Here is a 21,182-nt window from a genome sequence, read left to right on the forward strand (position 1 = left end):
GCACTACAAAAAATCATCATTCCATAGATTTTTTGAGCTATGTCTATATAATTCCCTACAAGCAAACGTTGTTTCTAACTTTAACAATTACACAAAAAACAAATGCGTGTCAGACAAGCTGGTTTTACTTTAATTGAATTGGTGGTGGTCATCACCATTCTCGGCCTGTTGACAGCGATCGCCTTGCCGCGGTTTGCCGCTCTTCAGACGGATGCTCGTATTGCAAAGATGAATGGGGCGTTGGCTTCAATCAAGGCCGCGGCCACGCTGGCGCATGCGCTCCAGTTGGCCCAGAACTTGGCAGTTAATACTTCGGTGACGATGGAAGGTCCGGCTGGCAATATCGCCATGGCTAACGGTTATCCGACCTCGGCGCTGGCCTCGATTGGCCGTGCAGCAGGCTTGGTAGACGACGCAGGAAATGCAATTCCAGGCTATGTGCCGCAGACCAATTCGACTGTATTCACAGTCTATCCCGACGCACAACATCAGAACTGTTCCGTGACTTACACAGTGCCGGACGGATCGAATACTTTTGCGCCGACTTACAGTAGCACCAATCTGACTACGACAAATTGTCAATAAACTTGCATTTTTTCAATAATTAATTTTTTGACTGCCCTGAGGGAGGAAATAGCATGAACAAGCAACAGTCCGGTTTTACCCTGATCGAATTGGTCGTGGTAATTGTGATTTTGGGCATTCTGGCGGCAACGGCATTGCCGAAATTTGTTGATCTGAAGTCGGACGCAGAAGCTTCTGCGATGAAGGGGGTTGCCGGTGCTGTGACTTCGGCGTTTGCGGTGAACTACGCCGCTCGCATGGCAAATAGCACCAAGGGTGTTGCCGTTAGTGGTGCGTCGGTGAGCCTTAATGGTACTGCTGCTACCGATTTGATGCCCCAAATCATGGCTGGTGGCTTGCCTTCCGGATATTCGTTCTCGCCTGCTACTGCTGCTTGTGGAACCGGTAACTCTGCAGGTGCGGCGGTCAATGTTACCCTGTCAAACGCTAGTCTATCGAGCAATAACTCGGCAACTGCCACTCTCGTTTGCACTGGCTGATCGCAGCTCGGGTAGTTATGAGGCGCGTTGCATCTGACCGATGCGATGCGCCTTTCATTTTTTAGGTTGGAAAATTCATGGGAAAAACACAAGGCCGGGTTCAGGCAATCAGTGAAAAGCTTTGTGAGGAATTCCTACGCGCTGTACCGCTTCACCCCGCCAAGCTCAAGCGCGGGAAGAAACTCTCCGAAAGCGAAATCCAGGCATTTTCGGAGGCGGCTTTGAAAGACTTTTATGAAGTCGCGCGCAGCGAAAGGCAGCGCCACCGGCTCGGTGTGATCGGACGCGCGCGCGTCGCGTTCGGCCTGCAACAGCGACTGCTGCAAGCCGGTTATCCGGCGCCGCTCGTAAAACAGGTTCTCTTTGCAATGTTGGCAACCGTCTTTGTCGGCTGAGCATTGGTCTTGTTGCGTTCATTGCGATGAAAGGGCAGGTATCCGTGTTTAGTCGCCTCGGTAGTGCGTTGTGGTTTTATTTAGGTCATTGGCTGGACCGCAAAGGCTTGGTTTCACTTGCCGAGTCCTCCTATCGAAACGGTGGCGGCAGCGACGGCAAGAGCGCTGCGGAAGCCAGCTTTCGCCTGAGCCAATTGATGCTTGCCAAGGGCTGCAATCGCGAGGCGGCGGATATCTGCGAACAAGCTCTGCGGCTTCATCCTTCTCATGCGAAGCTCTGGTGCGCGCTGGGCGCTGCGCACAGGCGGTTGGCGCAGATGGACGCGGCGCGCGCCGCCTATGAGCATGCCGTCGAGCTTGATCCGGGCTACGCGCAAGCCTGGTGCAACATTGGTGAATGGCTACTGGTCAAGGGCGAACTGTCCGCCGCATTGGAAAAGTTCCAGCAGGCGCTGAGACTCGAGCCGCGCCTGCTGGAAGCACTGAACAATCGAGTCGCCGTGCTCTACGAGCTGGGACGGTTTGCTGACGCCGAAGCGGCGGCCCGGCTGGCAATCGAGATCCATCCCGACAAGGCGGCCCTGCATGTCAATCTCGGCAATGTGCTGCTGCATTCGGCCAAGGCTCGTCCGGCGATCAAGGCGTTTCGCAAGGCGCTCGAATGCGATCCGATATGTGCCGAAGCGCACCTGAATCTGGCGATGCTGCTGGGAGAAACGTATCGGCTGGCAGAGGCGCTGAGCTTCATCGAGCACGATATCGCCGTCAAGGGCGAGAGCGCGCAACGCCTCGCATCGCTTGCTCTCGCCCAGTACTCCAAGGGCGATTTACCTGCCGCCGAAGCGACGTGCAAAAAGACCTTGGTGATGCAGGCCAATAACGTTTCCGCGCTGATCACGCTCGCCAGCTGCAATAGCGCTCGCGGCGACCATCACGAATCGATACGTCTATATCAGCAGGCAATGGCAGAAAATCCTGAAATGCCGGCGATCTATTCGAATATCGCGTTCAATTCCACCTACGTGCCCGACATATCCCCCGCGGAAGTCTTTGACTACCACCGCGAGTGGGCCGCGCGTTTCGAAAAGACCGTCGACAAGCCTGCCTACAGCTTTGAGCAAGGTAGGCAGGCCGGACGCCCCTTGCGAATCGGCTATGTCTCTGGCGACTTCGGTACGCATCCAGTCGGCTTCCTGCTGCGCGACGTGATGCGTCATCACAACCGCATGGAATTCAGCATCCATTGTTATTCCATGATGCGCAGCAGTGACGACATCACGGTGGCAATACGTGAGCATGCCGACTCCTGGGTTGATGCACTGCTGATGAGCGACGACGAGCTGGCCGAGCGCATACACGAGGATAGAATCGATATCCTGGTTGATTTGTCCGGCCATACTGCCTATAACCGACTGCCGGTCTTCGTGCGCAAGCCCGCGCCGGTCCAAGCCACTTGGATTGGCTATTTCCATTCAACCGGACTGGAAAGCATCGATTACTTCATTACCGATCCCTATACGACGCCAGCCGACAGCGGGCAATTGTTTTCCGAAACACCGGTCTGGCTGCCGCACTCGCGCTTTTGCTATTCGCCGCCAGATTATGCCCCTCCGGTTGCTTCCTCGCCCGTGCTCGAACGCGGCAACATCACTTTCGGATGCTTCAACCGTGCTGAAAAGCTAGTGGAACCAGTGATCGCGGCGTGGGCCCTGATAATCAGGACGGTGCCAGGCAGCCGTTTGCTGCTGAAGGCCAGTGCGTTCGAAAATCCGCAGGTGTGCGATGAACTGCGCAGCCGCTTCATCGCTCATGGTCTTGAGAGCGAACGGCTGGAATTGCGTGGCCGTTCCTCGCATCGCGACATGCTGGAGCAATATGGTGAGGTCGATATCGCACTCGACCCGTTCCCGTTCAACGGCGGTATGACCACGCTCGAAGCGCTGTGGATGGGCGTTCCGGTGGTGACGTTGGCTGGTAGCGGCGTAGTGTCGCGCCAAACGACTTCGGCGCTGGCCAATATCGGCGTCACGGAACTGATTTTCGACGACCTCGATGGGTATATCAAGGGCGCGGCAGCGCTAGCCAGTGATGTAGAACGTTTGAGCCGGTTGCGGCAGGAGATGCGTGCGCGCATGGCGAACAGCCCGTTGTGCCAGGCTGACCAGTTCACTCACGACCTGGAAGCGCTGTACCGCCGCATGTGGCAGGCTTGGTGCCGCGGAGAAAAGCTCGGCACCGAAATCGTGCCTGGATCCCCGGTAGCCAGGAAAACCGTGCTGCATGTCGGCTGCGGCGGCTCCGACATTCGCTCGCTGCCGCAGATGTTCCAGAGGCGCTGGCAAGAGATACGCCTGGACATCGACCCGCAGGCTAAGCCCGACGTGGTCGCTAGTATGCTGGATATGGCGCCGATTGAAAGCGCGAGCGTGGATGCATTGTATTCCTCGCACAACATCGAGCATTTGCATCCACACGAGGTCGAGGTCGCGCTCAAGGAATTTAAACGCGTGCTCAAGCCCAATGGAGTGCTGGTGCTGACCTGCCCGGACCTGCAATCGGTCTGTGCGCTGGTTGCCGCTGACAAACTGGAAGACGTGGCGTACGAATCTCCTAGCGGGCCGATCGCGCCGATCGACATCCTTTATGGTTATCGCAAAGCCATGGCGAAGGGTAATCTTTACATGGCGCACAAGACCGGATTCACTGCACGCAGCCTGAAGCGGGCACTGGTCGAGAGCGGTTTCGAGACCACGATCGTTGAACAGGATGGGCATTACAACCTCTGGGCGTTGGCTTATCCGCAGGCGGTCGAAGCCAAGCGCGTCGAGGAAGACAGGAAGCTGTGCTTCTCGAAGTGGCTCGCAGAACCTGTCGCGCAAGCTTTCGGGAAATTGCAGGCTGTTGCCTAGGACAGCATACGGCACCTCTCGGGGCAGGGCTGCCGTAATTACGATAATGTCGAGCGGCGATGATGCGTACAAGAACAAGGGGCTTCACACTAGTTGAGCTGATCGGCGTGATGGTGACTATCGCCATCCTTGCCGCTGTCGCGCTGCCGCGTTTTTTCGAACGTTCTGCCTTCGAGGCGCGCGCCTTTTCCGACCAGACCCTAGCCATGCTGCGCTACGCGCAGAAAGCAGCGATCGCGCAGAGGCGTACAGTTTGCGTCACCTACAGTGCCGTTGGCACTGTCCCCGCGACGGTGACGCTAACCATCGCAAAGAATTTCGGTGGTGCCTGCGACACTGATCTGAGTGGGCCAAATGGGGCTGCACCTTACAAGATCACGGCACCATCCGGCGTCGCCTTCAGCACGCTCACGCCGGCCAGCACCAGCAGCTCTTTCAACGCGCTTGGGCAACCGGATGCGGCGCGCACTATCCAGGTGAGCGGAGCGCAGAACGCGATCAAAATCGAACAGGAAACCGGCTATGTGCACTGACAGCCGCTCCTTGCGCCGTATGGCGGGCCTGACCCTGATCGAGCTGGTGTTCTTCATCGTTATCGTCAGCGTCGCGGTCGCCGGGGTGCTATCGGTCCTCAATGTGACGGCAAGGCGCAGTGCTGATCCGCAGCTTCGCAAGCAGGCAATCGCTATTGCCGAGGCGCTGCTTGAAGAGGTGGAAACAATGCCGTTCACCTACTGCGATCCGGACGATCCTAATGCCGGTACGGCTAACAGTTCCGACGATTGCTCGGCCGGCAATAATGAAGCCAGCCTGCCGCTGGGTGCGCAGGCGAACGCGGCGAGCGAAATGCGAGGGAGTCTGGATACGCCATTCGACAACGTGGCCGACTACAACGGTTTTACTATTCAGGGCGGCAACGCCGGCAGCGCCGACATCGGCGGCGTTGTATCCGTCCCGGCTGGTTACAATGCCAGCGTGGCGGTGGCGCAGGAAGCATTTGGGCCGACGGGCGTGCCCAGTCCGCAAGTCCCGGCGGTAGCGGCCCTGCGCATTACGGTCACCGTAACCTATAACGGCGGCAGCGACAGTATCGTGATGGAAGGCTACCGTGCCCAATACGCACCGAGGGCTACGCCATGATGCTTCATGTTTCTCGAAATTTGCGCGGTTTCACGTTGGTCGAGGCAGTCATCGTGATCGCCATCACAGGTGTTATCGCCGCCATCGTCGCGGTATTTATTCGCGCGCCGGTACAAAGCTATTTCGACAGCGCGGCGCGCGCCGCGCTGTCCGATGAAGCCGACACTACGCTGCGCCGCATGGCGCGCGACATCCGGCTGGCGCTGCCGAACAGCATACGAATCGACACCAGCGGCGTCTATTTCGAACTGCTGCTAACCGCCTCCGGCGGACGCTACCTAGCGGAAGAGGATGATCCTACCGCGGGTCAGATCCTGGACTTCAACAACACTGGTGCGCTGTCATTTGACGTGGTATCGACGGCGCCGACAATCACGGCAGGCAATTCGATCGTGGTCTACAACCTCGGTCCCGGCCTGGATCCGGCCAATGCCTATTGCGCCAGCGCTACCGGCTGCAATAACCGCGCGGTCGTGGCAAGCATCGCTGCCAGCCCGGATGTTCCGAATGCGACGCGAGTCAGGCTCTCGGCCAATCCATTCCTGAATGGATTGCGCTCGCCCAGCTTCCGCTTCCAGGTCGTCACGATGCCAGTGACCTACGGCTGCGCCGGGGGTACGCTGACGCGTTACTGGAATTATACGATCTCGGCCAGCCAGCCCACGCCGCCGAGCGACGGGCAGCATGCAGTGCTGGCGACGAACGTCAACTGCACCTTCTCCTATGCCCGCGCCAATGAGCGCTCCGGGTTGGTCGGGCTCGGCCTCACGATGACCGGCAAAGGAGATGCCGGCGCGGTGAGCCTGTTTCAGCAAGTACACGTGGATAACACGCCATGAGACCGCGAACGACAGTATGCATCTGCCAGCGTGGCTTCAGCCTGGTCAGCGCGATTTTCTTATTGGTCGTTCTGGCCGCGCTGGGAGCGGTAATCGCCCATATTTCCAGCGCCCAGCATACGAGTTCGGCACTTGACCTGCAGGGCGAGCGCGCCTACCAGGCCGCGCGCGCCGGTGTCGAATGGGGGCTCTATCGGCAACTGATCAACAATTCCTGTCAGGCCGGCCCGATCCCCTTCGTGCCGCCGGCGTCGACGCTGAGCGCATTCACGGTCTCGGTTACTTGCACGTCGACGAATTTTGCGGCCACGAGTACGGGCATCGCTGCGGTTCGTATCCAGGCCACCGCTTGCAACAAGCCCGTGAACGGAAATTGCCCGGGCGACGCCGGCGGAACCTATTACGTGGAGCGGCAGGTACAGGTGGATCTGGGTGGATGAGATCGACGGTTCGGTCGGATTGCCACCGATACAGACGCCAGGGAGAAGACTCGGCATGAACAAGAAAAAGCTGCATGAACTGATTTTATTTTTTGCGCTCGGCCTCGGTCTGCTATTCGCATGGCGCGCGGCGCTCGCCGATACCACGCCGACGCTGTACGACAGCTTTGCCGGCTATGTGAATTTCGTTGGCACGCAGAGGACGCTGCGCACTGCGGATAACAACACCAATGCCGCAGCACTCGTGAACGGGACCACGACTTCTAATGGCTCGGACCCGACGACGGCAACCCTTTCCGGGTTGCCCACTACCGGGACAACCATCCGCGCGGCCTATCTCTACTGGGCGGCATCGGGTAGCACGCCGGACTATACGGTGAAGTTTGAAGGCAACACGGTCACCGCCGACCGGAAGTACACGATCACGAATGCCGGCGGCACGTCTGGCCGAAACTACTTTTCCGGCGTGGCAGATGTGACCTCCGTGGTGGCTGGCAAGGGCAACGGAACTTACACGTTCTCCGGTCTGACGGCCAGTAACAGCAGTACCTGGTCCAGTAGTCAGACAGTGCTGGCCGGCTGGGCGCTGCTCGTGGTTTATGAAAATCCCAATACTGAGCGTTTCCGCGTACTGAACGTCTATGAAGGCTTCGCACCGTTTTTTGGCTCGAAAATTCCTCTGACGATCTCTAACTTCGTTGTTCCGTCCACCAATATCGACGGCAGACTCGCTCACCTGACCTGGGAAGGAGACGTGACGAATTCGACGTCGTCCAATGGCTTCAGCGAGCAGCTCACGTTCAACAACAACGTCCTGAGCGATTCCTACAATCCAATCGGCAACCAGTTCAACTCCGTCTCCACCATCCGCGCCGGCTACCCCGATTCCGTGTCGTACGGCATCGACTTCGATGCCTATAATGTCGGTTCCTACTTGACGCCGGGGGCGACCTCCGCATCTTCGGTCTACAGTTCGGGTGCAGACCTGGTGCTGCTATCGATGGAAGTCATGAGCGTCGCCAATGAGCCGGTGGCGGACCTTGGCGTCACACTGACACGCAACGATGTGCTGGTGCCCGGCCAGACTGCAACCTATACCGTCAATGTCCTCAGTAACGGCCCGAGCGTCGAGCCGGGACCGATCACAGTGAAGATCAGCCTGCCGAGCTCCCTCAGCTTCGTGGATGGGAGTGGCACAGGTTGGTCTTGCACGTCCACCGTGCAAAGCGGCACGACTACCGTGACCTGCACCTACAGCGGACCTTCGCTTGGTGTTGGGGCTTCCGCACAGCCGCTGACGCTGACGACCAGCGTGGCGCCGTCGGCATTCGCCGACACCGTTACGGTAGCGGTCACCTCGGCGCAGGGGACTACGTTCGACAATGACCAGACCAACAATAAGCCGTCGGACACTTACACTATCCCCACGCCGCCCTACGTCTTCACAGATAGGGCATGCACCAACGATATCGATTTTGGCGCATCGCAACCGTGCAAGCTGATCACTTGGTCCCCGCAGACGGCCGGGCAGGACTTGACTAATGTCTATATCACCGCGCTGGGCTCGACAGGCAGACCGACTCGGCTCAGCAGCAAAAATCCGACGACGGTGAACATGCAGTTCGCCTTGTCCTGCCATAATCCGACCACGCATGCCGGCGTGGCGGCGACCTTCAGCGCCGTCAGCGCAAGCCTGCCGACTTGCACCGCCAATGGCGCGACACCGACTGCATGGACGACTCAAACGGCGGGCATTATCTTCCCGGCCGGCTCGCCTTCTTCCAACGCCGGATACACGTTCAATTACGCCGATGTCGGCAAGGTCGAACTCTTCATGCGCGATAGCGCCAACACCAGCAAGATAGGCTCGAGCTTTCCCTTTGTCGTCAAACCGGCGGCATTCGCCTTGTCCGGCATTCAGCAAACCGCATCGCCCAATCGCGTCAATCCCGGAGCGACAAGCGCTACGGGCCAGGTGTTTGTCAAGGCGAGCGAGCTGTTTACCGTCAAAGTGGCGGCGCTGACCGCCGGCGGCAAGGCCAAGGCGCTTGCCGGTACCGCAATCGACTGCAGCACCAGCACCAGCACCGATTGCACGCCGAACTTTGGCAAGGAAACGACGCCGGAGGGAGTGAAGCTGAAACCGAGCAATGTGATCGCAGGGATGGTGACGCCTCCCGCTGTCAAAGGAAGCTTCGGAACTTTCTCCGGCGGCGCGGCCACCGGCAGCGCTTTCAGCTGGGACGAGGTCGGCATCATCACTTTGACGCCGAGCATGGCCGATGGTAATTATCTCGGCGCTGGCGATGTCACTGGTATCACAAGCGGCAATGTCGGACGCTTCTATCCGGATCATTTTGATACGGAAGTGATTCAGGTGTCGGATGTGCCGATGGATTGCCCGGACAGCCTAGTGTGTCCGACGTCATACTATGGCATCGTGTATGCGCAGCAGCCTTTCAGCGTCAGGGTAACCGCAAAAAACGGATTGGTGGCGCCGGCCGCCAACACGACCGAGAATTACAATGCTACGACCGGCCTCGCCAAGACCGTCACGCTGACGGTCGCCGCGCAACCGGGCTCAACAACCTTGCCGAGCGGGGCGGGAACGCTGAGCGGGACGAACGTCACCGGCTTCGACAAAGGCGTCGCGACTGCCAGCGCCGCCTCCTACCGTTTCACAATGACTCCTACTGCGCCCACCGATATCTATTTGCGGGCAGCCGAACCGGGCGGCTCCGATGGCGTGACATCGCAACGTGGTGCTTCTTCTGTTGAGGGCGGCGTGAAAGTGGTCAGCGGGCGCATTCTGGTCGCGAGCGCCTACGGATCGGAATTATTGCCGCTGCCGATAGGCATGACCGTCCAATACTGGAATGGCGCCCGTTATGTCACCAGCGCTACCGATAGCGTAACAAGCTTCGATTCGAACAAATCACCAACTGGCAATATCGTGACGACGATTGCAAAGGTGCCTCTTGCTACCTCCAACGTCAATATTGTTTCCCCAGGGCTGACTACATTTTCATCCGGCATCCAAACGATTACGCTTGCCGCGCCGAGAGTGGCTGGCAGTGTCGACCTGACTCTCAATACACCCAGCTTCCTACCTATTGTCCGCGGTCGCGCGACTTTTGGCATTTACAAGTCCGGCCCTGTGATTTACATGAGAGAAATGTATTAAAAAATTTCCATGTGGAAAAAGTCTATGCGGCGAAAAAAATACGGCCGGGAAAATGATTGACAGCAATTGTTTCTTAACTTAACTTCAGGCAATTTCTCGAAAACCACGACTATGCGTTTGTTTACCAAAGCCAATAAAATTGCCGGTTGGCTGGCAATTCGCATTCAGAAAGAAGGCATCAGCGCAGCGTATGTCAAACGCGCTCCTTCTGCTGGGCCTGTCGTGGAGAGGCTGGCTTTTTACCCTGCTGATAAATCATCGCAACTGGAGTTGCTGGAAAAGCTCGCCAAGGATTTGCAGGTGAGTCGTTACCAGTGTTCCAACCTGCTGGCGGCTGGCGACTATCAGATTCTTTCGGTTGAGGCGCCCAACGTTCCTCCCGATGAGCTGAAGACGGCGATCCGTTGGCGTCTGAAGGACATGCTCGATTTTCACGTGGATGATGCGACGATTGATGTGCTCGATGTCCCCGTGGACAAGAATGCAGCGTCTCGCAACCATTCTTTATATGCAATTGTCGCTCGCAATCAATTAATCTCGCAAAGACAGAATCTTTTCACGGACGCCAAGATTCCGCTCAGCGTGATCGATATTCCTGAGATGGCACAACGTAATATTGCTGCCTTGGTCGAACCGGAAGGGCGTGGCTTGGCAATGCTGTCGTTCGATGCCGATGGCGGTTTGCTCACAATAAGTTTTGCTGGTGAGCTTTACTTGTCGCGTCGTATCGACGTGCCGTTGGCTCAGATCATGCAGTCGGACGCTGAGCAAAAACATGCGGTATTGGATCGGGTGACGCTGGAGTTGCAACGTTCTCTTGATCATTTCGACCGGCAATACCATTTCGTAACTCTTTCCAAGCTGATGCTGGGCCCGATCGATGCCACCTCTGGCTTGCAGGAATATCTCGCCGCCAATCTCTACCTTCCGGTGGAGCCCCTGAGCCTGGAAACCGTATTTGATATCTCGGGGGTGCCGGAATTGAAATCGCTGGAAGCACAGCAACGTTACTTCCTGACCCTCGGTGCGGCATTGCGTCATGAGGAGACAGCGTTGTGAGCCAGCAGATCAATTTATTCAATCCGATTTTTCTCAAGAAGAAAAAGTATTTCTCCGCCACGACCATGGCCCAGGCTCTTGGCTTGATCGTGCTTGGTTGCGCGCTTGGGGCGGCTTACGCCAGTTACCAGGTCGCGATGCTTGCCAAGGAAGCAGAAAGGACGACGGCGCAACTGAATGCGGTAAAGGACCAACTGGGCAAGGCCAATGCCGCCTTCGCGCCGAAACAGGCGGACAAGTCGCTCGACGATGAGATCCGAAAGACGGAAACCGACATCGCTTCAGTGCAGCGACTGTTCGATTTCATGCAAAAAGGTGATCTCGGCAATACGAAGGGATATGCCGAATACATGCGCGCCTTCGCGCGTCAGGTTATGAACGGCGTTTGGCTGACCGGGTTTCATATCAATGGCGCAGGCAACGAGATCGGGCTCCAAGGAGGCGCTCTGCAGCCTGAGCTGGTGCCAGCCTATATCAATCGCCTGAAGCGCGAACAAATACTTCAGGGTAAATCGTTCGCTGCGCTTGACATGGAAGCCCCAGCCGTCGATCCGAATGACAAGGCTGGTGCGGCCTCGCGGCGTACACCAGCCTACATCAAATTCCGCCTGCAATCTTATGGCCTGTTGAACGAGTCAGCGCAATCGTCGGGAGCGAAGGGTAAATGAAGCAATACTGGCAAAAGCTGGCGACGAAGATCGACGCGCTGACGTTGCGCGAGCGGGTCATCATTTTTGCGATGGCGGCGTTGATCATGGTTGTCCTGATCAATGCTATGTTGCTTGATCCACAATACGCAAAGCAGAAGCAATTATCCGAACGCATCAAGCTCGAGCAATCCCAGATCGCAGCCATGCAAGCCGAAATCCAAGCCAAGGCAACTGGGCAAAATCACGATCCCGACAGCGCCAACCGGGTGCGCCTAGGTCAGTTGGAGCAACAGTTCATGCAAATGCAGAACACGTTGCAAGGCATGCAAAAAGGCCTGATTTCTCCAGATCGCATGTCGTCATTGCTGGAAGATATCCTGAGGCAAAACCGCAAGCTGCGCCTGCTGTCGCTGAAGACTTTGCCAGCAGTTGCCGCGGTTGACGCTGTCGTATCGGACAAGAAAGCCATGGAGGAAAAAACGGCAGTCCAAGCTTCGGGGAGCGGAAAGGACCCGACGAACAGCAAGCCTGCCAACGAGGCCTTTGTTTACCGCCATGGCGTCGAGCTAGTGATTCAAGGCAACTATCTGGACATTATGGATTATCTGACCCAGCTTGAGTCGATGCAGTGGCAAGTGTTTTGGGGCGAGGCGAAACTCGATGTAGAAGAATATCCGACAAACAAATTGACGCTGACACTTTATACTTTGAGTTTGGACAAAAAATGGCTAAATATTTAGATATAGCCATAAAGCAAGTATTGCTTTGTTATGGTCTGATGCTGGCCATCTGCGGTCTGCATCAATCAGCGGTTGCACAATCGCTAAACGACCCGACTCGTCCCCCCATTTTGGCTGCAGAAGTTGGGGGGGCGGTAGCATCCGATCCGGGTCCTAGCCTGCAGTCGATCCTGATTTCGCAACGGCGCAAGGAAGCAATTATTAGCGGTAAGACGCTCAGAGTCGGAGATAAGTTCGGAAACGCGAGGGTGGCCCGAATAACGGAAACAGAGGTGATTTTGCGTGACGGCAAGAATTTTCAGACGTTGAAGCTCTTTCCGAATATCGAAAAAAAGCGAGCCAATTCCAGTAAGGACAACATCATGGGTGCTGCTCTGCAGCAATGAAGGCAAATCGAAGAATGCAAAAATCACTATCCATCATTATTGCCCTGAGTTTGCTCGGCTGCGCTGCGCCATCTTCCAAGCGTGCGACCTATGATCTGATCGCTGTGGAGATGGAAAAGGCTGCCGAATCCACGTCGCGCCACGCTACGCCGGATGCCGTTTCGTCGGCATTGCTCCCGCCGATCAAGATCGAAGTGCCGAAGCCGCGTGCCCCGCAGGAAGAGCGCTTCAGCCTGGCACTGAATAATGTGCCGGCCGGCCAGTTCTTCGCTGCGATCGCTTCCGGTACGCGCTACAGCATGCTGGTCCATCCGGAAGTGACCGGCACGATTTCGGCTAACCTGAAGGACGTGACTCTGTTCGAAGCGCTGGACGCGATTCGCGAACTCTACGGGTATGACTATGATGTCAACGGAACTCGTATCTATATCAAGCCGCCGACATTGCAAACGAGGGTGTTTTCAGTCAATTATCTGACCGCAAACCGGCGCGGCACCTCGGATATCCGCGTGACCTCCGGCTCGGTGAGCGATTCCTCTTTGGGGGGGGCGACCGCGAGCACTCAGGGCGCACTTCCCGGTTCGACCAATCCCGGCATATCAACTCAGACACTGAATAGTAGTAAGATCAGCACGACTTCCAGCAGCGATTTTTGGGGCGAACTCAAAGCATCGCTGGAAGCGATTGTCGGAAACAAGGAGGGGCGCAGCGTTGTTATCAGTCCACAGTCCGGTGTAGTGTTAGTACGTGCGATGTGGGACGAAATGAAGAACGTCAACGCCTATCTCAAAGCGGCCCAGCTGGCAGTCGACCGCCAAGTGATACTTGAAGCTAAAATACTCGAAGTGCAGCTCAATGACAGCTTTCAGAGTGGGATCAACTGGGCGTCGTTCGCTTCCTTTGCAGGGATCGACAATAACCGCGTAGCTGCTGGTTTCCTCGCACCGGGCACTAAACTGTCGTCTGCCGCGCAGTCGAACACCCTGACAACAACAGTTCCGACAACCAATCCTAATACCGGGGCGAGCGGCAACGCAGCGATCACCGCCAATACAAGCTTAGATATGAGCGTTGTCGGTGGCGCCGCAGGTTCACTGTTCGGCTTGGCCTTCCAAACCAATAATTTCGCTGCCCTGATCTCGTTCCTGGAAACGCAAGGTAATGTGCACGTGCTGTCGAGCCCACGCATCGCGACGCTCAACAATCAGAAGGCAGTGCTGAAGGTCGGCAAGGACGAGTTTTTTGTCACCAACATCAGCTCGACCACGTCGACCACTGGAACGACCAGTTCCATTACGCCGAGCGTCACTGTGCAGCCGTTCTTCTCTGGTGTCGCTCTCGACGTCACACCGCAAATCGACGAGGAGGGCAATATCATCCTGCATGTCCATCCTTCGGTAAGTAACGTGACAACGGTGGATAAGCCCTTGAACCTGGGAACAGCCGGCTCCTTCAGCCTGCCGCTGGCGTCGAGTACCGTGTCGGAAACCGACAGCGTCGTGCGTGGGCGCGATGGACAGATTGTTGCACTCGGCGGCCTAATGCGCCAAGCTTCGACCTCCGAGCGCTCCCAGGTTCCCGGTGTGGGAGATGTGCCTGTGCTTGGCGGCCTATTCCGCAACACTAACCAGATCTCGCAGAAGCGTGAACTCGTTATCCTGCTGAAGCCGACAATTGTTCAAGGCAACGCATGGAATCAGGATGTAACGGAAGCGCAGCGCCGTATTCAGGCACTGGAGCCACGCGACGGCGCGGTGGAGCTTCGGTAAGCATGTACAAGGCCCATTTCGGGCTGCGTGAGCAGCCATTTGGCATCACGCCGGATACCAGTTTTTTCTTCGCCTGCCCGAGCTATCAGGAAGCCCTCAATACGCTGCTGATCGCAGTAAGGAATGGCGAAGGCTTCATCAAGATTACAGGCGAAGTCGGGGTAGGCAAGACGCTCTTGTGTCGCAAGTTCATGACGACGCTGGGCGACGAGTTCGTTACTGCTTATATCCCCAATCCATTTCTCGAGCCGCGCGCGTTGATGTTCGCGCTGGCCGATGAATTGGAGGTCTCGCTCGAGAAGGATGTCGACCAGCATCAGCTCCTGAAATCGATCAACCACCGATTGCTGGTATTGGCGCGCGCAGGAAAACGCGTTGTTCTATGCCTCGACGAAGCGCAGGCAATGCCATTGGATACGCTGGAGGCGTTGCGGCTGCTTACCAACCTGGAAACCGAAAAGCGCAAATTGCTGCAGATTGTGATGTTCGGACAACCGGAGTTGAATCACAAGCTGCAACAGGAAGCGATTCGCCAATTGAACCAGCGAATCACATTTCACTATCATCTTGGCCCACTTAATAAAGACGACATGGAGTTTTACGTGTCGCATCGATTGAGCATCGCTGGCTACACTGGCGGCCGACTGTTTGGTAGCAGCGCCATTCAGGCGATGTACGCGTCAAGCGGCGGCGTGCCGCGTCTGGTCAATATCCTGTCGCACAAGGCGTTGATGCTGGCTTATGGCGAAGGGAAGCACGAAATTACTGCTCGCCACGTCCGGGCCGCTGCGCGGGACACCGGCGCAGCGAGGAACAAAATATGGTTTCTTGGTTGGCTCGCTGCCGCAGCCTTGATTACCGTGGGAACAAGTATAGGATGGGCCTATTTTAAATGAGCCTTATTAATCAAATGCTGAAGGAACTGGACGCCCGTAGTTCCGAAGTGACCAGCATGAGCGAAGCATATGGTGGCCAGATTCGTGCAGTAGCGAAGCCAAAACGCATTCACCCCGCATGGTGGCTCGCATTAACGTTGTCGGTGGTACTGATCGGATTGCTGGTCTGGATCTTGGTACGATCGCCTGTTCCGCCGCAAACGGCAGCAGGTCCGCAACTACCGTTGAAGGTCGATTTTGATCTGGACTTGCCGCATCAACCTGCGTCGGAACGTCCGACGGTATCTGGTGGCACAACGGCGCAAGTAGTCTCTGCATTGCCGAAAGCAGTAGAAGCCGTGCCCAAATCGATATCCAGCGACTTGAGCGCTGAGCCTATATCGCCGACGAAAATCAATGCTGCGGTTCCAGTACCATCAGCTCTAATTGATTCGGAAATTTTATTGCCAAAGCAGGGTGCATCCGATCGCCCGTTGAAGCAAAAATTCCCCTTGGTGGTACCGGAAAACGCCAAGCCCTCCGCCACAGCTAAAGCAGTCGGCGAGACGGATGTCGTAACGACTTCTGACACGACAATGCCCGTGTCTTTCAAAAAGCAAGTCAAAGAGCTGACTCCGCAACAGCGTGCGGAGAATGAATATCGCAAGGCGGTGTTGCTGATGCAACAAAACAAGTCGGCAGAAGCTGCCGTCGTGCTTGAGCAAACGTTACAACTGGACGCGCGGCATATCGCGGCTCGTCAAGCGCTCATTGGAATATTGCTGGACGGAAAACAGCAAGATGATGCAATCCAGCAAGCCCGTGAAGGTGTTGCCCTAGACCCTACACAAGCAGGCCTTGCGATGATCCTGGCGCGCTTACAAGTCGAAAAAGGTGAGCTGCCGTCCGCCATAGCCACCCTTGAGCGATCATTGCCTTATGGCGCTGAAAGAGCGGATTACCGCGCATTCTTAGGCGCATTACTTCAGCGTGACGGGAAGCATAAACAAGCCTCCGAGCAATATTGGCTGGCCTTACAAAAGGCTCCACAAAATGGTTTATGGTGGATGGGACTTGGAATATCGTTCCAAGCCGAAAAGCGCGTTGCGGAAGCGCAGGAAGCATATAAACGTGCGAAGGCCACTAACACTTTGTCTCCAGAGTTGCTTGCTTTTGTGGAAGAGCGGCTAGGTGAATTGCGGCGCTAACTATACTGCGCCAAACCTATCGAAGACAGGCAATATCATGCAGTTCGACGTTTGCAGCGGTGCGATTTGATTTAGATAATTTTTGCCGCAGTCGAGGAATCAAGCAGTTTTTCGTGACTATCCGGTTTGGCTAACTTCAGTTTTTGGACCAGTGTCTCCGGATCAGAGTCATGCATTAATAATGATGCTTGCATGGGTTTGAGGAAGCCTTCTCTGACGACGTGCTCAATGAAGTTAATCAATCCGCTGTAAAACCCATCAACATTTAGCAAGCCAATGGGCTTGTCATGAAAACCAAGTTGGGACCAGGTGAATATCTCGAACAGCTCTTCGAGCGTTCCGATACCGCCTGGCATCGTAATAAATCCGTCTGACAAATTGGCCATTGTCGCTTTGCGCTCATGCATGTCTTTTACGACGAGCAGCCGCGTCAGTCCGTGATGCCCAACTTCCTTTTCCATGAGCGCTTTTGGAATTACGCCAGTAACTTCTCCACCCAAGCGCATAACTTCATCAGCAATGATTCCCATCAGGCCGATATTGCCGCCGCCATAGACCAATCTGATATGGCCTTGGACCAAAACTTTAGCCAATCGTTGGGCGGCGTGGGCATAAGCTGATGATCTCCCGATCGAAGAGCCGCAATAGACACAAAGAGATTTCATCTCGGCTAGTAATGGAGACGGGGATAGCTAGTACACTCCCGACGCAAAATAAAAACGCTAATCAAGTGCCGGGAGCATACAAATAACCGATTATATTGGGCCAATTATCTTCGATTTCTCCAAAAAGGAAGCGAGATCAGATTTGAAATGAGCCAGAGTCGCAAACGCCGCTCATGGTGTATTTCAACTGCTCAGTCTTCCAGCTCTTCCTTGGCCAATTCGACATCAAGTCGTTCCATGGCATCCATCGGTACGCACGCCGCCGCCTCATGGTACAGCTTGACTGCCTCGTCCATCTTTTTCTTTCCTTCAAGCATGATTAAGCCGTTGGCATATTCAACGCGTCCAATCGCGGAGTGCGGATTGACTTCAAGCGCTTTTTTGTAGTATTTCAGGCCTTCGTCCTTTTTCGCACCGTAGGTCAGGCCTCCGATCATCGCGCCGACCTTGTCAATAATTTCTGCATGGTAGGCCCCCAGGCTGATCAGGGCATCTGCATGTTTGGGTGCAAGTTTGATCGTCATGTCGAGGCTGTGCTTCACCTTGGTGCCGATTCCCTGCGATAAAGCCTTGACGACTGAAATGCCCTGTGCGTAACGGCCCAGCGCATACGCATGGTTATAGTAGCCGGCCGGATTTTGGGGCTGTTCTTTCTGCTGGGCTTCGCATCGCTCGGCTACTTCGAGAAAAAGAGCGAGTTTCTTCTTTTCTGATTTTTCCAGGTAGTGGGCATAGATGTTGGTTGCCTTGTTGGCGACCGAATAGCCATCCATACCGTGCTCCAGTCCGATTTTGGCGGCGGTTTCAAAGTCCCCGGCATGGAACGCGATCCATGCGTCGACCAGTCCGGCTTCTTTCGGGAATGGTTCTGTGTCGCAGGCGTGCAGGCGAGCCCATGCCTTCTTCAGGCTGGCTGCCGTGTAGTGGTATTTATTGTCCGGGTAGGGGAATTTGGCCCATGCCATGTTGTTGTCTTCCTCATTTAAGTTTTTTTAAATATTCTTCAGCCAGTTTGTCGAATAAAAGCTGTGTTTCACCGCGCAAATAGGGACCGATCAGGGACAGCACCTGATAGCAGCCACGCGCAAGCGCCTCAGCCATCGCTTCCTGTTCAGTATATTTGCGTGGATTACGAACATATTCGTAAGATAGCCAATAGGTGGCTACGACCACCATGTTGGTTGCCAGCGCATCGATTTCCTGATCGTCGGCTTCCAGTGCCTTGTCACCGCGTAGGCCAATACACAACTGCTGCGCGACCTTGATCTTGTGCGCCAAGATCTGCTTGAAGTGTAATTCCAGCTTGCGGTTGCGCGATAAGAGATCGCTCAAATCCCGGTAAAAAAAACGATAGCGCCACACCAGTTCAAACATGAGATGCAGGTATAGCCAGACGTCTTCAATGTTTGGCTTGCGATCAGCCGGCACCGCTAGCATGCGTCCGATCTCGGTCTCGAACTGGGCAAACAAGGAGTTGACGATATCGTCCTTGTTTCGGAAGTGATAGTACAGGTTGCCTGGGGAGATATTCATCTCTTCGGCGATGACGGTGGTGGTGATGTTCGGTTCGCCGAATTCGTTGAACAGTCGCAGCGAAAGTTCGAGAATCCGTTCGCGCGTACGTCGCGGGGCCTTGTGTTGCATGCTAGCTGCCTCCCTTGTCTGCTTTGGCTTTTTTGCTAGCATAACACCGATAAATCAATCCACAAACGGCATCCATCTCTAGCCTGCGGTGATTTTCAGGTGGCGTTCCAGGCTGTTTAGTGTATCGGTCAAACTGGCCAATCCAAACCGATCCTCCTTGTCTCTGGCAGGAGTTTTTACCAGGGTCAGAGTGGGATCGCGCAATACTGATAGCTTGAGTCTGAGTCCGTGGTGCGCGAGTTTTGCGTTAAGTTCGTGGCGGCGCTGCCACAGCAGCATGCGTGTATTCTGGTACGCGTTTTCGCACATGCGTCGACGGTTGTTATAGCTGAACAGGTTTGTGAAAAACATTTCTGCATCTTCCTGGCTCGGCTCCAGCAGCACGATATCGGTGTCTGGATAGGTGACGCCGTAATTCGCCATGCCGATCTCGACACGAGAGTGAATGACTGCCCGTAGCGATTGCGATAGCACCGACAACAAGCCTCCTTGGGCAATCTTGCCTGGGGCATGCTCGGTCCTTGCATTATAGGGAACCAGCGGATTGACACAGAACAGCAAGTCCACTTCCTCTTCCAGTGCAATAGATGCGTGGAGCGTTTTTCTGAGGGCGCCGTCAACGAAATATTTACCGTCGATTTCAACCGGTGGAAATAACCCGGGAACCGCTGCGCTAGCTTGTGCAGCCTTGGAAATCGGAACGTGGTCCAGTCCGGAGCGGCCGAAGCGCGCCGGTTCACCCGAATCGAGATCGGTCGCCACGATTACCAGGCGCCGCTTAAGCTTCCGAAAGTCGTTGGTGCGATTGCCGGCTGAAAACACCTTTTGCAGGAATTCATGTATGCCTTCGCCGGACAGTATCCCCGCGGGCAGCGTCATTTTTAGACGATCGAGGGAGTTCGCGAGGCTGGCTCTTCCACGATGCCGAAAATAGTGCAGCAGCGAATCTGCTAGAAGAACGGGCAGGGCGACAGCTCGAATACTGAATTCATTCCATGCCGGCTTGAGCAGGATTTCGGGCTTGAACAATTCCTGCTTCGATTCGGTGGCGTCGCTTTCGACAAACATCCGGCACATCTCGTGCGGTGTGATTCCGTTTGCAAGGCCAGCGGCGATCAGGCCGCCGGCGCTGATGCCAACATAAATGGCGGCGTCGTTCAGATCCAGTCCTTCGATGGACTCCTCAAGCGCGGCAAGTGCCCCGATTTCATATACTGCACCTAGCGGACCACCGCCGGCGAGAGCAATGCCGATTCTGGGCGTGGCAGGCGTTATGGTGCGTTTTTGATGTGGGGACTTGCGTGGAGGTAGATTGGACTTTCGCTTGGCTGTCATAGGCCGGATGGTGATGGTGCCGAGAGTAATCTGTGGTGCAGTATGTGGTGTATCCCTATCGGAGGATATCTGTATACGCACTTAAATCCATGCGCAGAGGACTTGGCGATTACCTAAATCCTCCGCGCGGGCGCAGACGTCACTTGGCGGCAGCAGCCGCTTTTCTACCGTTAGTCTTGGCGGCCGTTTTCTTCACTGCGGCAGTTTTAACCGGAGCTTTCTTGACAGCTGCACGAGATACAGTCTTCGTGACAGTGGTTTTCTTGCCAGAAAGGGTCGCCACCGCTTTGTTCAGATCTTCGACGCGCTTGGTCAGTGCCTGGATGTCCTTTTGGGTCGGCACGCCTAGGCTCTTCAGCGAACGCGATACGCGGTCTTCAAAAACCTGCTCCAGCTTATCCCACGAGCCGGCAGCCTGTTTGCTTACCGAGTCTGCTACCTTGCTGACCGTGCCGGCCACGTCGGAAACCTTGCCCTCGGCCAGACGCTGAGTGCGTTTCTGCAGGTCGGTTCCTTCCTTGACCAGCTTCGCAAAAACCTTGCCGCCTTCTTCCTGTGCCTTTGCAAATGCGCCCAAGCCAGCTTGCCAGATCTGCTGCGCTGAAGCGCGAACAGCGTCGGCCAGTTGTTTGTCATCCGATTTTGCCAGTGCCTTCAACTTCTTCACCATTTATATTCTCCACTCGTTGGTTAACTCGACATGCCGGAATACCCGGCGCACTTTTCCGATGAATGCAGTTTAAGCGGCAAAAGTAGAGATGGGTTACTAAATCCATAGAGAGTGTGTTCTAAATGACAACTCTGTTGTGCCGTGCTATTGCCAATCGAGACAGGGCCTGCAATGATTGTCATCTAGACAAATATTTGGGAATTTGAAAAG

Annotated in this window: 21 protein-coding genes; 16 read left to right on the plus strand and 5 right to left on the minus strand. The window is 55.6% G+C overall.

The features are described 5' to 3' along the window. Nucleotides 1–102: 102 nt before the first annotated feature. The 16 genes from TSA66_RS28040 (at nucleotide 103) to TSA66_RS25735 (ending at nucleotide 16,658) form a co-directional block, all read left to right on the plus strand. Nucleotides 103–585, plus strand: a complete 483-nt coding sequence (locus TSA66_RS28040; RefSeq protein ID WP_040040947.1) for a type II secretion system protein — start codon at nucleotides 103–105, stop codon at nucleotides 583–585. A gap of 53 nt (nucleotides 586–638) precedes the next feature. After that, nucleotides 639–1,064 carry a type II secretion system protein gene (locus TSA66_RS28045; protein ID WP_040040948.1) on the plus strand — a complete coding sequence of 142 codons (426 nt, stop codon included), beginning with the start codon at nucleotides 639–641 and terminating at the stop codon, nucleotides 1,062–1,064. Nucleotides 1,065–1,141: 77 nt separating this feature from the next. Further along, nucleotides 1,142–1,459 carry a hypothetical protein gene (locus tag TSA66_RS17985; protein WP_040040949.1) on the plus strand — a complete coding sequence of 106 codons (318 nt, stop codon included), beginning with the start codon at nucleotides 1,142–1,144 and terminating at the stop codon, nucleotides 1,457–1,459. Nucleotides 1,460–1,566: 107 nt separating this feature from the next. Next, nucleotides 1,567–4,368 (plus strand): O-linked N-acetylglucosamine transferase family protein, encoded by a 2,802-nt coding sequence (locus TSA66_RS17990; protein WP_198358839.1) that lies wholly within the window; start codon nucleotides 1,567–1,569, stop codon nucleotides 4,366–4,368. 59 nt (nucleotides 4,369–4,427) lie between these two features. Further along, a complete protein-coding gene (locus TSA66_RS17995; RefSeq protein WP_084199706.1) occupies nucleotides 4,428–4,901 on the plus strand; it encodes a pilus assembly FimT family protein in 474 nt (157 codons plus the stop codon). Further along, the gene (locus TSA66_RS18000) at nucleotides 4,891–5,508 is read left to right on the plus strand and encodes a type IV pilus modification PilV family protein (protein WP_052452420.1); all 618 of its coding nucleotides are present in this window, start codon (nucleotides 4,891–4,893) and stop codon (nucleotides 5,506–5,508) included. The genes TSA66_RS17995 and TSA66_RS18000 overlap by 11 nt, the downstream gene beginning before the upstream one ends. Further along, nucleotides 5,505–6,347 (plus strand): prepilin-type N-terminal cleavage/methylation domain-containing protein, encoded by an 843-nt coding sequence (locus TSA66_RS18005; protein ID WP_052452421.1) that lies wholly within the window; start codon nucleotides 5,505–5,507, stop codon nucleotides 6,345–6,347. Before TSA66_RS18000 ends, TSA66_RS18005 begins: the two co-directional genes overlap by 4 nt. Beyond that, on the plus strand, nucleotides 6,344–6,787 hold the full coding sequence (locus TSA66_RS18010; RefSeq protein WP_040040951.1) for a hypothetical protein: 444 nt from the start codon (nucleotides 6,344–6,346) through the stop codon (nucleotides 6,785–6,787). The genes TSA66_RS18005 and TSA66_RS18010 overlap by 4 nt, the downstream gene beginning before the upstream one ends. Before the next feature lie 55 nt (nucleotides 6,788–6,842). After that, complete coding sequence (locus TSA66_RS18015) at nucleotides 6,843–9,971, plus strand: DUF6701 domain-containing protein (protein WP_040040952.1); 3,129 nt, start codon at nucleotides 6,843–6,845, stop codon at nucleotides 9,969–9,971. A gap of 111 nt (nucleotides 9,972–10,082) precedes the next feature. Then, nucleotides 10,083–11,030: a type IV pilus biogenesis protein PilM gene (locus TSA66_RS18020; RefSeq protein WP_040040953.1), complete on the plus strand. Its 948-nt coding sequence runs from the start codon at nucleotides 10,083–10,085 to the stop codon at nucleotides 11,028–11,030. Further along, a complete protein-coding gene (locus TSA66_RS18025) occupies nucleotides 11,027–11,698 on the plus strand; it encodes a PilN domain-containing protein (protein WP_040040954.1) in 672 nt (223 codons plus the stop codon). The genes TSA66_RS18020 and TSA66_RS18025 overlap by 4 nt, the downstream gene beginning before the upstream one ends. Then, nucleotides 11,695–12,420, plus strand: coding sequence for a type II secretion system protein M (locus TSA66_RS18030; protein WP_040040955.1), 726 nt, complete (start codon nucleotides 11,695–11,697; stop codon nucleotides 12,418–12,420). The genes TSA66_RS18025 and TSA66_RS18030 overlap by 4 nt, the downstream gene beginning before the upstream one ends. Then, nucleotides 12,405–12,806, plus strand: a complete 402-nt coding sequence (locus TSA66_RS18035) for an MSHA biogenesis protein MshK (protein WP_198358840.1) — start codon at nucleotides 12,405–12,407, stop codon at nucleotides 12,804–12,806. The genes TSA66_RS18030 and TSA66_RS18035 overlap by 16 nt, the downstream gene beginning before the upstream one ends. A gap of 14 nt (nucleotides 12,807–12,820) precedes the next feature. Next, a complete protein-coding gene (mshL, locus tag TSA66_RS18040) occupies nucleotides 12,821–14,575 on the plus strand; it encodes a pilus (MSHA type) biogenesis protein MshL (protein WP_040040956.1) in 1,755 nt (584 codons plus the stop codon). 2 nt (nucleotides 14,576–14,577) lie between these two features. After that, a complete protein-coding gene (locus tag TSA66_RS18045) occupies nucleotides 14,578–15,471 on the plus strand; it encodes an ExeA family protein (RefSeq protein ID WP_040040957.1) in 894 nt (297 codons plus the stop codon). Nucleotides 15,472–15,485: 14 nt separating this feature from the next. Continuing rightward, the gene (locus tag TSA66_RS25735) at nucleotides 15,486–16,658 is read left to right on the plus strand and encodes a tetratricopeptide repeat protein (protein ID WP_157691725.1); all 1,173 of its coding nucleotides are present in this window, start codon (nucleotides 15,486–15,488) and stop codon (nucleotides 16,656–16,658) included. A gap of 71 nt (nucleotides 16,659–16,729) precedes the next feature. On the opposite strand, the gene TSA66_RS18055 is transcribed toward TSA66_RS25735, so the two are convergent. From TSA66_RS18055 to TSA66_RS18075, 5 genes are all read right to left on the minus strand, one after another. Next, nucleotides 16,730–17,323: an LOG family protein gene (locus TSA66_RS18055; protein WP_040040958.1), complete on the minus strand. Its 594-nt coding sequence runs from the start codon at nucleotides 17,321–17,323 to the stop codon at nucleotides 16,730–16,732. Nucleotides 17,324–17,514: 191 nt separating this feature from the next. After that, nucleotides 17,515–18,288, minus strand: a complete 774-nt coding sequence (locus TSA66_RS18060) for a tetratricopeptide repeat protein (RefSeq protein ID WP_040040959.1) — start codon at nucleotides 18,286–18,288, stop codon at nucleotides 17,515–17,517. 13 nt (nucleotides 18,289–18,301) lie between these two features. Beyond that, nucleotides 18,302–18,967: a TetR/AcrR family transcriptional regulator gene (locus TSA66_RS18065; RefSeq protein WP_040040960.1), complete on the minus strand. Its 666-nt coding sequence runs from the start codon at nucleotides 18,965–18,967 to the stop codon at nucleotides 18,302–18,304. Between the two features lie 78 nt (nucleotides 18,968–19,045). Beyond that, nucleotides 19,046–20,302: a patatin-like phospholipase family protein gene (locus TSA66_RS18070; RefSeq protein WP_084199708.1), complete on the minus strand. Its 1,257-nt coding sequence runs from the start codon at nucleotides 20,300–20,302 to the stop codon at nucleotides 19,046–19,048. A gap of 139 nt (nucleotides 20,303–20,441) precedes the next feature. After that, nucleotides 20,442–20,972 carry a phasin family protein gene (locus tag TSA66_RS18075; RefSeq protein ID WP_040040961.1) on the minus strand — a complete coding sequence of 177 codons (531 nt, stop codon included), beginning with the start codon at nucleotides 20,970–20,972 and terminating at the stop codon, nucleotides 20,442–20,444. Between the last annotated feature and the right edge of the window lie 210 nt (nucleotides 20,973–21,182).

Origin of the sequence: Noviherbaspirillum autotrophicum (genome assembly GCF_000818395.1) — a bacterium.
GTDB classification, from domain to species: Bacteria; Pseudomonadota; Gammaproteobacteria; order Burkholderiales; family Burkholderiaceae_D; genus Noviherbaspirillum; species Noviherbaspirillum autotrophicum.

Coding starts and splice junctions, on each gene's coding strand:
- TSA66_RS28040 (WP_040040947.1), top strand. CDS start 103: ATGCGTGTCAGACAAGCTGGTTTTACTTTAATTGAATTGGTGGTGGTC.
- TSA66_RS28045 (WP_040040948.1), top strand. CDS start 639: ATGAACAAGCAACAGTCCGGTTTTACCCTGATCGAATTGGTCGTGGTA.
- TSA66_RS17985 (WP_040040949.1), top strand. CDS start 1,142: ATGGGAAAAACACAAGGCCGGGTTCAGGCAATCAGTGAAAAGCTTTGT.
- TSA66_RS17995 (WP_084199706.1), top strand. CDS start 4,428: ATGATGCGTACAAGAACAAGGGGCTTCACACTAGTTGAGCTGATCGGC.
- TSA66_RS18000 (WP_052452420.1), top strand. CDS start 4,891: ATGTGCACTGACAGCCGCTCCTTGCGCCGTATGGCGGGCCTGACCCTG.
- TSA66_RS18005 (WP_052452421.1), top strand. CDS start 5,505: ATGATGCTTCATGTTTCTCGAAATTTGCGCGGTTTCACGTTGGTCGAG.
- TSA66_RS18010 (WP_040040951.1), top strand. CDS start 6,344: ATGAGACCGCGAACGACAGTATGCATCTGCCAGCGTGGCTTCAGCCTG.
- TSA66_RS18015 (WP_040040952.1), top strand. CDS start 6,843: ATGAACAAGAAAAAGCTGCATGAACTGATTTTATTTTTTGCGCTCGGC.
- TSA66_RS18020 (WP_040040953.1), top strand. CDS start 10,083: ATGCGTTTGTTTACCAAAGCCAATAAAATTGCCGGTTGGCTGGCAATT.
- TSA66_RS18030 (WP_040040955.1), top strand. CDS start 11,695: ATGAAGCAATACTGGCAAAAGCTGGCGACGAAGATCGACGCGCTGACG.
- TSA66_RS18035 (WP_198358840.1), top strand. CDS start 12,405: ATGGCTAAATATTTAGATATAGCCATAAAGCAAGTATTGCTTTGTTAT.
- mshL (WP_040040956.1), top strand. CDS start 12,821: ATGCAAAAATCACTATCCATCATTATTGCCCTGAGTTTGCTCGGCTGC.
- TSA66_RS18045 (WP_040040957.1), top strand. CDS start 14,578: ATGTACAAGGCCCATTTCGGGCTGCGTGAGCAGCCATTTGGCATCACG.
- TSA66_RS25735 (WP_157691725.1), top strand. CDS start 15,486: ATGCTGAAGGAACTGGACGCCCGTAGTTCCGAAGTGACCAGCATGAGC.
- TSA66_RS18055 (WP_040040958.1), bottom strand. CDS start 17,323: ATGAAATCTCTTTGTGTCTATTGCGGCTCTTCGATCGGGAGATCATCA.
- TSA66_RS18060 (WP_040040959.1), bottom strand. CDS start 18,288: ATGGCATGGGCCAAATTCCCCTACCCGGACAATAAATACCACTACACG.
- TSA66_RS18065 (WP_040040960.1), bottom strand. CDS start 18,967: ATGCAACACAAGGCCCCGCGACGTACGCGCGAACGGATTCTCGAACTT.
- TSA66_RS18070 (WP_084199708.1), bottom strand. CDS start 20,302: ATGACAGCCAAGCGAAAGTCCAATCTACCTCCACGCAAGTCCCCACAT.
- TSA66_RS18075 (WP_040040961.1), bottom strand. CDS start 20,972: ATGGTGAAGAAGTTGAAGGCACTGGCAAAATCGGATGACAAACAACTG.